This is a genomic window from Mucilaginibacter sp. (assembly GCF_039935595.1).
GTDB lineage: Bacteria > Bacteroidota > Bacteroidia > Sphingobacteriales > Sphingobacteriaceae > Mucilaginibacter.
This window is the reverse complement of sequence record NZ_JBDTJZ010000046.1, coordinates 1-8,919: the sequence shown is the minus strand read 5'-3', so window position 1 is coordinate 8,919 and position 8,919 is coordinate 1. Positions and strand designations below refer to the sequence as shown.

The window sequence follows — 8,919 nt, the reverse complement described above, 5'->3', positions numbered from 1 at the left end:
GTGAGGATATTAAGGCCGGGGCCAAAACTTATTTCCAGGTCATCAATTAACGCGTAATTACTAATACTGAGCTTTTGGAGCATAAAAAAAGTATCGTTTGGGTTGAGGATACTAAATTACAAATTCCGTTGAGTTAAGACTTACGAAGTTTTTAAAACTTCGTAAGTCTTCTAATACATATAACAGGCAAAGAGGAGCTCGCCTCCTCTTTACTCAATCAACTAATAGTTATTATGGAAAAACTATTGTTTTGGGAAATTAACGGCGATCAATATATTGACGGTTTACCCCCAAGCCATGGATCTTTTGGTTTTTCCGTGCTCTCTGTCTTTTCTTTTTTTTCAGGACGCTCTGCTTTTTCGGGTTTCTCAGCTTTTTCAGGACGCTCTGCTTTTTCGGGTTTCTCTGCTTTTTCAGGGCGCTCAGTTCTTCCAGAACTATCCGCTTTCCACACCATATTGAAACGCGGTCTTACAGTACGACTCTCTTCGCGTATTTTATCAACCATTTGCCTTATTTTTTCCTTTTGCTCTGCTGATCCTTGCTGCATTTTAGCAACTTCCAATGCTTGTTTTACAATCTCGTCCTGGTATTTTTTCCATTCGGGGCTGTTTATAAAATCCTGGCTAAACTTAGTGCTTTGTTTCGTAAGCTCTTGTATCGATTTTGCCCAATCCTCGCTACTGATTTTAGATTTATCTGCAAAATCTGTTGATGCTTTGGTTATGTCCTCTATTCTTTTTTTCCATTCAGGACTATCATACATTTTATTTAAATCAGCTGAACTTTTTTCTAAACTTTTGACTCTTTTTTTGAATTCAGGGCCGGTGTAATATTTGCGTTGTTCATCGGCAAGCTTTTTCATTTCTTTATTCAACTTTTTCATGCCGTCTTTGTTGTTCTTATCTATCATCACCCGCATACGCTCCATTTTAGGCCCCATATTTTTCAAATTTTCCATTGCAGCCATGGGCATTTCATACTTAAAGTTTTTGGCAAACTCGCCAAAGCGCATGGAATCGGCGTTAAATTTTAAAGTTTTAGTAAGACCACCAAAACGCATCGAGTCTGTATTGAAGTTAAATTTGTAACCAAAATTGCTCTTAACGTTCTCTTTCAAAAATTCTTTACGCGCATCGGCAGGCATGTCATTTACAGAGGAATATTCTTTTTTGTTGCCGTCTGCATCTTCCAATACAATTTTAAAGGTGCTTTTCTTAACTTTTTTAGGGGTGTCAATTAATTGGCTAATAGGTGTGGTGTCAGCCGCTACAATGGTAAAATGGTTTTTAGGTTTAACGGTGCCGGGTATTTTGGCTGCATTCGCTTCAAATGCTGGCGTTGTTATATTAACGGGTAATATTTTGGCAGCAGTACGTTTAAGCACTATTTTGCCGTCTTTAATTTCGGGGTTAAGCCATGATATGCTCCCCAGGCTTCCGGCTAATATAACCATAGCCAGTATGAGGTGTTTAAAGTTACCTACAGGTTTTTTTGATTTCATGATACGTTCAATTCTGGTTAATAAATGATACTTTTTGCCGGTTGCTGCCAGCGCAAGCGTTAGGGTGGTTTGGCGGGTTTCTTCCAGTTTTAATAATGCCTGGGCATATATTAAAGGGTCGCCGGTGGTTTGCACAACTATGTCGTCGCAACGGTTCTCACGTTCAGAACTGATGATGCGGCTGATCAGTATGGCAAAGGGGTTAAAAAACAGTAATACGGTAATTAGCTGTTGTAAAAGATTTAAAAGGTAATCGTTGCTTTGTATGTGCGATAGCTCATGCATCAGTATAGCCTCTACCTCGTCAGCCGATAGCTGGGTAGTAATAGTTACCGGCAGCAGCAGTATAGGTTTAACAAAACTGATAACACAGGGGCCGTCAATACGGGTGGTAAAGCTTAGCTGCACGGGTTTGCGCACACCCAGTTTACGGGCAAGCTCATTAACCCTTTTTTGCAGAGCAAGGTTACCGGTAAGGTCCTTTTTAATAGCGCGGATGCGGTTCCAGGCCAAACCCAGCCTGCCCAGGTTTATAACCAGACCAACGGCATATAAAAAGGCTATGTAAGGCAAGTAAGCTTTAATGGCATTAAAAAACTCGGCTTTATAGGCTGCCAATGTAGCAGGGTGTACAGGTTTGGCTGCTATAATGGTATTGTATAATGATAACGAGATATTGTCGCTTAACCGGTAGTTGCTTACCGCGGGGGTCCAGTTATAGGCGTTAAACTCGGTATAAAACGTATAGCCAAACCAGCCCAGCATGGCAAACAGTGCCAGCATACCCAGGTTATGCTTTTTTTGTGCCGATAGCCCCAGCACCGCTAAAAATACCAGTTGTAACGCGGTATAAATAAGCAACCCCTGCCACAACGAGTGGATGATGGTGGTGCCCAATATCTGACTTACATTATACAATAGCTTTTCCATAGCTTTTTACTTTTTAGGGTCAAATTGTTGCAGGTAGTTTTTAATAGCGTCAATCTCATCTTTTGATGCGCGGTGCTGACCAAGGGCCTGTATCACCAAATCAGCGGTGGAGCCTTTAAACACGGTATCTAAAATTTTATCCAGCGCGGTGTTTTGCGCCTGCTCACGACTTATTATTGCTTTATACAAATGCGTTTTTGAGGTAGTATCGCGCTCAACCAAACCCTTGTCGTGCATTATCTGCATAAGTTTTAGGGTAGTGGTATAGCCGGCATCCTTGGTTTTGGTTAGTTCTTCATGCACATCGCGAACGGTGCATTGGCCCATTTTCCAAATCACCTGTAAAATTTCCAGCTCGCTTTCTGTTGGTTTTAGTTCCATAATACTTGTTAATACGAATTCGTTCGTACAAACATATACGATTGTTTTCGTATATGCAAATAATTAGGAAATATTTTTTTAATTTTTTTGGGATGAGCTATATATTCTATGGCAAAGCTTTGCGGAAATGCGGATTGCAAATCCGCGTGTAACTTGGTCCGGGATTATAAATCCGGACCAACGGGAGATAGGCTTAGTTTCAATTAAGATTTATATCTTAGATAATGTTATTATAATCCTACTTTAAACATAATTTATGAACAAGAAAAAAAACTTTCAACTCATCGCCTTAGCGATAGGACTCTTTTTCAACAGTGCAGTACTCATGGCCCAGACGCCCCAGCCGGCCCAGACTTCGTCCCCGGCCCAGTCTTCGCCCCAGGCTGCCCAGACTTATCCCGAGCCGTATGACCGCGAAGGCGCAACCAAAGTGTTTGAGAACGATCGTGTTAAAGTTTGGGACGTTTCCTGGCTGCCACGCGCCTATCCCACACACCGCCATCTTTACGACTATGCCGGCGTTTATTACACCAGCGGCGACCGGGTAATTGTGTCTCCGCAAGGCATGCGTTCGCCAACCCACACCAACGCCTGGGATACTTTCTTCTACCGCAGGGGCGTTACGCACAGTGAAGAAGGGGTAGGCACGGATGTGCTGCGGGCAGTGTTCCTTGAGCTTAAGGAACCAGCGGCGCAGGGCGGTGCAACTACCGCTTCCACAGGGCTTGGCAAGGAGGTAGGCCGCCCAAACAACCGCCTGATCACTTGGCAGGACATTGCCGAGCCGGGTACCCAGCTACAGGCACAGCCGCGCAAGTATGAAAACGATGCTGTGGTTGTCACCTTCAAAGGCCTGAAACCAACGATCACGTTTGTTAAGCGTGGCACCGAGGACAAAGGGAAGGAAGCCGCCGGTGCTGACCGGGTGTATACTTTCGAGTTGAAGTAAAGAAAAGACCTCACAATCCGTAGAGTTCCGCAGGGCTCTACGGATTCCCAGATAAAAAAGAGTCTCCGACTCCCAGTTGCTGGCGCAAGTATGCAGCGTTGGACTGGCGGGTTAGGGTACCTGTGACTGAATAATTAAAATGACTTGGATAGTTTAAAAGACCTAGGTAGTTTAATAAGGCACAAGAACTCCTTGCACTTTCCCTTGCTGCATTCTTGCGCCAGCTTGGGAGTGTGGGGATCTCTACACGATAGGTGAGTTTTAGGCACGAGTACGCCATGCTGTTGCTTGCGCTGCATACTCGCGCCAGCAGGGGAGAAAATTCGCAGGAGCAAAAAGGCCGGTATACGCTACCATCGCTAACGCAGATAGGGCTTTGTTTAGAAATGTATTATATTGCATATATTAAATATATATTTAAAAAAAATCTAGTCATGTTTAATAATATTGCCTTCGTAGGAGGCATACATGGAGTAGGTAAAAGCACAATTTGCCATAAAATATGTGCAGACCTAAATATTAACTATCTTTCAGCAAGCGATGTATTACAATGGAAAGTAATTAAACCCAATTATAGAGACAAAAAAGTAAATGACATTCCTTTTACTCAGAATAAATTGATTACTGGACTAGCAAATATTATCAAGGACGACCAGTTTTATTTGTTAGATGGACATTATTGCTTACTCGATAAAAACAATAAAATTTATAATATCGATATTGAAACATTTCAACAAATAAACCCGACATCATTCAATGTTATAATCGGAGATATTGCTGAAATAAAATTGAGATTAGAAGGTCGGGATGAATTAAAATACGATTTTTCTTTGTTGGATGAAATGCAAAAAAATGAGTTGAAATATGCTATTCACCTTTCAGAAACATTAAATAGGCCGATAAAATTCGGAAGTCAAAATGATTATAATGAAATATTGAATAGCATAAAAATGAATCTAACAAATAACTCTAAATGACAAATACATTTTTCATCTCCAGTTACGAAAAAATAATAATTGAAAGATTTCATATATGTTCATGGGAGTTTAATACTAATGTAACCTTATTGGAATTTGGATGTGAGATAAATAAGACTTCCATTGAAAAAAAAGATAAACTAAATTTAAGCTTATATATACCTTGGCTTACAAAAGATACAATTGTAATTGATTTATATAAGCAGCTTAGCAGTACGGAGAATAGTAGATTCATTTTTAACGACTCTGTAAATGGTACTGACATGTTAGATGGGGGCGTAAATAAAGCAGGTATTATCCATCGTTTTAAAGATAGAGCAGCACTATGTATATTGCCAGTTAATTTTAATGTTCAATCGAATCAACTAGATATTGATGTAGACCTAAAACCTTACAATACATCTGAAAAGCCAAATATTTATTTTAGATTCTGTATAAAACTTAAGGGGAAACATATTTCGACTAGAAAACTTGGCATTAATAAATCCACTATAATCTATGACGTTAAAGTAAATGAAAAAAGGAATATACCAGTCAGTCAATCGGAGGCTTTTCGGGATAAAGAAATTTGCCATATAGAGACCTGTTTTTGCTTTAATATCCTCCCGAATAGATACGACATCGTATTTCCTGACTCTTCTTTAAAGAATGTAAGGACACTCGAACATTCTTCATTTAATCAATACTTAGGTGAGATTATAGATATTCCAAAAGATGAGTTAATGGTTGTATTTAACAAAAAATCTGAAAATTTTAATTTTTTTTCGATTTACACTCAAGAACGAATCGGGCCCGCGCAATTTGCTGCTGCAATTTTGATAAATGTAATTTGTGGCATTTTACTATTTATTCCTTCTTATCGTAAGTCTTATAGCCCTGAAATGAAGCTAAGCGAAGTATGGTATAATTTCCCTTTAGAGATTTACATCTCATTTACAATAGCTATATTATCTGTAGCCTATTTTTTATGGCCTAAAATTATATTTTACTTGAAAAAAATTTCTTTTGGTAAAAAGTAATGAAAGCACTTTTAGATACAAATATTGTAATACATCGAGAAGCTGGTCGAGTCTCTAATCAAGACATTGGTATTTTATTTAAGTGGCTTGACAAAGCTAAGTACCAAAAATGTATTCATCCTGCAACGGTTCATGAAATAAACAAAAACCCTAACAAATCAACCGTAGATGCTTTCAATATCAAAATGGATAGTTATGAATTGATGCAGACTGTAGCACCAATGGCTCCTGTTGTCGACATAATTTCAAAAAAATATGATGTTAATGATAATGATAAAATTGATTCTGTTCTATTAAATGAAGTCTATAATGACAGGGTAGACTTGCTAATTTCAGAAGACAAGAAAATACATATAAAAGCTTTAGAATTAAAAATATCTGATCGGGTTTATACAATAAATTCCTTTTTAGAAAAAATATATGCTGAAAATCCGGATTTAGTTGAGTACAAAATATTAAGTGTTGAACAAAAGCACTTTGGCGATCTAGATTTAACGGACCCGTTTTTTGATACCCTCAGAGAGGATTATTTCGGTTTTGATAAATGGTTTAATAAAAAAGCTAACGAAAAAGCCTATGTAACTTTTAACAAGGAAAACAATAAAATACTTTCTCTACTTTATATTAAAAGAGAAGACGAAGCTGAACTATATTCCGATATAACTCCAATGTTCACGCCTAAAAAAAGGCTAAAAATTGGAACCTTTAAGGTTGTCAGTAATGGTGTTAGACTTGGTGAAAGATTTTTAAAAATTATTTTTGACAATGCGATTATCCAAAAAGTCGATGAAATATATGTTACAATTTTCGATAAAAGAGATGAACAAAAACGCTTGATTTCTTTATTAGAAGAGTGGGGATTCAAACATTTTGGCAACAAAAAAAACAGCGATGAAAAGGTTTACGTTAGAGATTTTACGCCACATTTTAATTCAAAAAAATTAAAAGAGACATACCCATTTATTGGCTTAGAAAAAAATATTTTTTTGGTCCCAATTTACCCGGAATATCATACAGAACTTATGCCAGACTCTATACTACATAATGAATCAAAGGCGGATTTTATTGACAATGAGCCGCATCGAAATTCAATTGGTAAAGTTTATATTTCAAGATCTTGGGAAAAAAACATTGGCGCAGGAGATATTTTGGTTTTTTACAGAACAGGAGGATTTTATAAAAGCGTAGTTACAACAATAGCTGTAGTGGATAACGTTTATTTTACTTTTGATAATGAAGCCGATTTTATAAAAAAATGCAGGAAAAGAAGTGTTTTCACTGATGAGAAACTAAAAGAACATTGGAATTACAATAAAATCACCCGTCCATTTTTGGTGAATTTTCTGTACGTATACTCATTCCCTAACAGAATAAATTTAAAGCGACTAATAGAATTAGAGGTAATTAAAGACCTTGAAAGCGTTCCTAGAGGTTTTCAAAAAATAACGAAAGAAATGTTTATTAATATAATAAAAGACACGAAAAGTGATGAGAGTATTATTATCGATTAAACCAGAATACGCCTTCAAAATATTTGAAGGAACTAAAAAATTTGAATTTCGTAAAGTGCGTTTCAAAAATCCAAATATTAAGACTGTTGTAGTGTATGCATCTTCACCTATCCAGCAAGTTATTGGGGAGTTTGAAATAGAAGACATTTTGAGTTTTGATCCAAAAAGTATTTGGGCTTTAACAGAGCAACATTCAGGGATTTCCGAAGACTTTTTTTATCAATATTTTGCTGATAGAGAAATTGCACACGCAATTAAAATTAAGAATACAACAAAATATCCTAAACCATTATCAATCCGTGATGATTTTAATGCGTTCCCACCCCAATCTTATATGTATTTAAAATCCGCTGTTTAATTTGTGCTGGCAAAAATCATATCCCGCGTTAAGGATTGCAGCGTATACCGGCCTTGCGCCTAAGGCCTCGCAGGCGTATGAGCGGAAAGCCTGGGCCGCAGGCAACGCCTTTATAGCCATTTGTCATTGTATATCGTTTGGTTAACACACCCCTGCCACCACACGGGCAACGCGCCCCCTCTGGAGGGTGCTAATATATTTATTTACACCAAAAAAAAAATTATAGCCCCTTTAAAATATCGTTTATATCGATATCGTCTACGTCACCATACAATAACTTTAACTTCGCAACAACTTCATGTTGAAATAAAGCGTTCTGTGCATTTAAAATCACGATAGCCTCATCGACCTGTTCGCTTGTTTCTGGAATTATTTCTAATAGGGTTGTAGTCAATGCCCTTATTTGAATGTTATTTTGAATTGTCAATAACAATATTGCATTCAGTATTTGGTCATTTTTGAGTTTTAAATCATCCATCCCCTAATCTACACTTTATTGGTGTAAATTCTGGCTTAAAATTGATATATTTGGATATGGATTTTAAAATAAGAGATGGCATTGATTACGCAAGTGCCATAACAGCATTTTGCATATTTAACGGAATAGTTGCACCAACTGTATATTATACAAATGGAAATATCCTTAGAATAAGCGATGATTATTTGAATAATCTAAAAGAAAGCAATATTGAACCCTATAATAAACTTATAGACTTAATAATGGGGTTCTCCTCTTAGTAATTTATAAAGGGCTTCTTTACTAAGCAGTATTTCATTTTTATTTTCATTTGGAATGTTTATCTTAAAATGAACACCCCCATAAAACGGATGAGATAAATCAAATTCATTAGCTGATATTGATATTTTTGAAATATCGATAGTGTTGGATGGCGGTAAAAAAGATTGATTTTGTTTCTCCTGTTTATCTTTCATTTCGGTGTAAATTTGTATGTTAGTGCCCTCTGGAGAGGGGAAAATCAATAGTTCCCCTCTTGAGAGGGGTTAGGGGTGTGTTAATGAAGCGACCTATCGGCGAAACCCACCCCTGCCTTTGCGCTCAACCCAACGCACCCCCTCCCGAGAGGGGAACTGTATTTTCGTTGCTAGTAATCCAACTCCATACACTTAAACCCTGCGTTTTGCAGTAAGCCTTCAATATATCGGGGCGATAGTCCGTTGGTTACCACGCGCAGAATATTATCCCGGTCATCCAGGTCAAAGTTCCATTCTTTAATTGAGCGTACGGCTTTTAGCAAAGGCTTAACCTCTTTTATCTGTGCCGGTGCGGAT

At 37.6% G+C, this 8,919-nt stretch carries 11 protein-coding genes; 5 read left to right on the top strand and 6 right to left on the bottom strand.

All coding sequences use genetic code 11. From position 1 onward, the window contains the following. Positions 1-268 precede the first annotated feature (268 nt). Both ABI367_RS02595 and ABI367_RS02590 read right to left on the bottom strand, forming a co-directional pair. On the bottom strand, positions 269-2,434 hold the full coding sequence (locus tag ABI367_RS02595; protein WP_462227289.1) for a M56 family metallopeptidase: 2,166 nt from the start codon (positions 2,432-2,434) through the stop codon (positions 269-271). Positions 2,435-2,440: 6 nt separating this feature from the next. Continuing rightward, entirely contained in the window at positions 2,441-2,815 is a 375-nt protein-coding gene (locus ABI367_RS02590) for a BlaI/MecI/CopY family transcriptional regulator (RefSeq protein WP_462227288.1), read from the bottom strand. 256 nt (positions 2,816-3,071) lie between these two features. Between ABI367_RS02590 and ABI367_RS02585 the strand changes: the two genes are divergently transcribed. From ABI367_RS02585 to ABI367_RS02565, 5 genes are all read left to right on the top strand, one after another. Beyond that, positions 3,072-3,764: a cupin domain-containing protein gene (locus tag ABI367_RS02585; RefSeq protein WP_462227287.1), complete on the top strand. Its 693-nt coding sequence runs from the start codon at positions 3,072-3,074 to the stop codon at positions 3,762-3,764. A 278-nt stretch (positions 3,765-4,042) separates the two neighbouring features. Further along, positions 4,043-4,741: an ATP-binding protein gene (locus ABI367_RS02580; RefSeq protein ID WP_462227286.1), complete on the top strand. Its 699-nt coding sequence runs from the start codon at positions 4,043-4,045 to the stop codon at positions 4,739-4,741. Continuing rightward, positions 4,738-5,760: a hypothetical protein gene (locus tag ABI367_RS02575; protein ID WP_462227285.1), complete on the top strand. Its 1,023-nt coding sequence runs from the start codon at positions 4,738-4,740 to the stop codon at positions 5,758-5,760. The genes ABI367_RS02580 and ABI367_RS02575 overlap by 4 nt, the downstream gene beginning before the upstream one ends. Further along, complete coding sequence (locus ABI367_RS02570; RefSeq protein WP_462227284.1) at positions 5,760-7,271, top strand: PIN domain-containing protein; 1,512 nt, start codon at positions 5,760-5,762, stop codon at positions 7,269-7,271. The genes ABI367_RS02575 and ABI367_RS02570 overlap by 1 nt, the downstream gene beginning before the upstream one ends. Further along, positions 7,249-7,629 carry an ASCH domain-containing protein gene (locus ABI367_RS02565; RefSeq protein ID WP_462227283.1) on the top strand — a complete coding sequence of 127 codons (381 nt, stop codon included), beginning with the start codon at positions 7,249-7,251 and terminating at the stop codon, positions 7,627-7,629. Before ABI367_RS02570 ends, ABI367_RS02565 begins: the two co-directional genes overlap by 23 nt. On the opposite strand, the gene ABI367_RS02560 is transcribed toward ABI367_RS02565, so the two are convergent. The 4 genes from ABI367_RS02560 to ABI367_RS02545 form a co-directional block, all read right to left on the bottom strand. Next, positions 7,612-7,749 (bottom strand): hypothetical protein, encoded by a 138-nt coding sequence (locus ABI367_RS02560; RefSeq protein ID WP_462227282.1) that lies wholly within the window; start codon positions 7,747-7,749, stop codon positions 7,612-7,614. The genes ABI367_RS02565 and ABI367_RS02560 overlap by 18 nt on opposite strands. Positions 7,750-7,849: 100 nt before the next feature. Continuing rightward, a complete protein-coding gene (locus tag ABI367_RS02555) occupies positions 7,850-8,107 on the bottom strand; it encodes a hypothetical protein (protein WP_462227281.1) in 258 nt (85 codons plus the stop codon). A gap of 236 nt (positions 8,108-8,343) precedes the next feature. Further along, positions 8,344-8,562: a hypothetical protein gene (locus tag ABI367_RS02550; protein WP_462227280.1), complete on the bottom strand. Its 219-nt coding sequence runs from the start codon at positions 8,560-8,562 to the stop codon at positions 8,344-8,346. Between the two features lie 170 nt (positions 8,563-8,732). Further along, positions 8,733-8,919: hypothetical protein (locus ABI367_RS02545; protein WP_462227279.1), on the bottom strand; the 187-nt coding region annotated here is incomplete at its 5' end.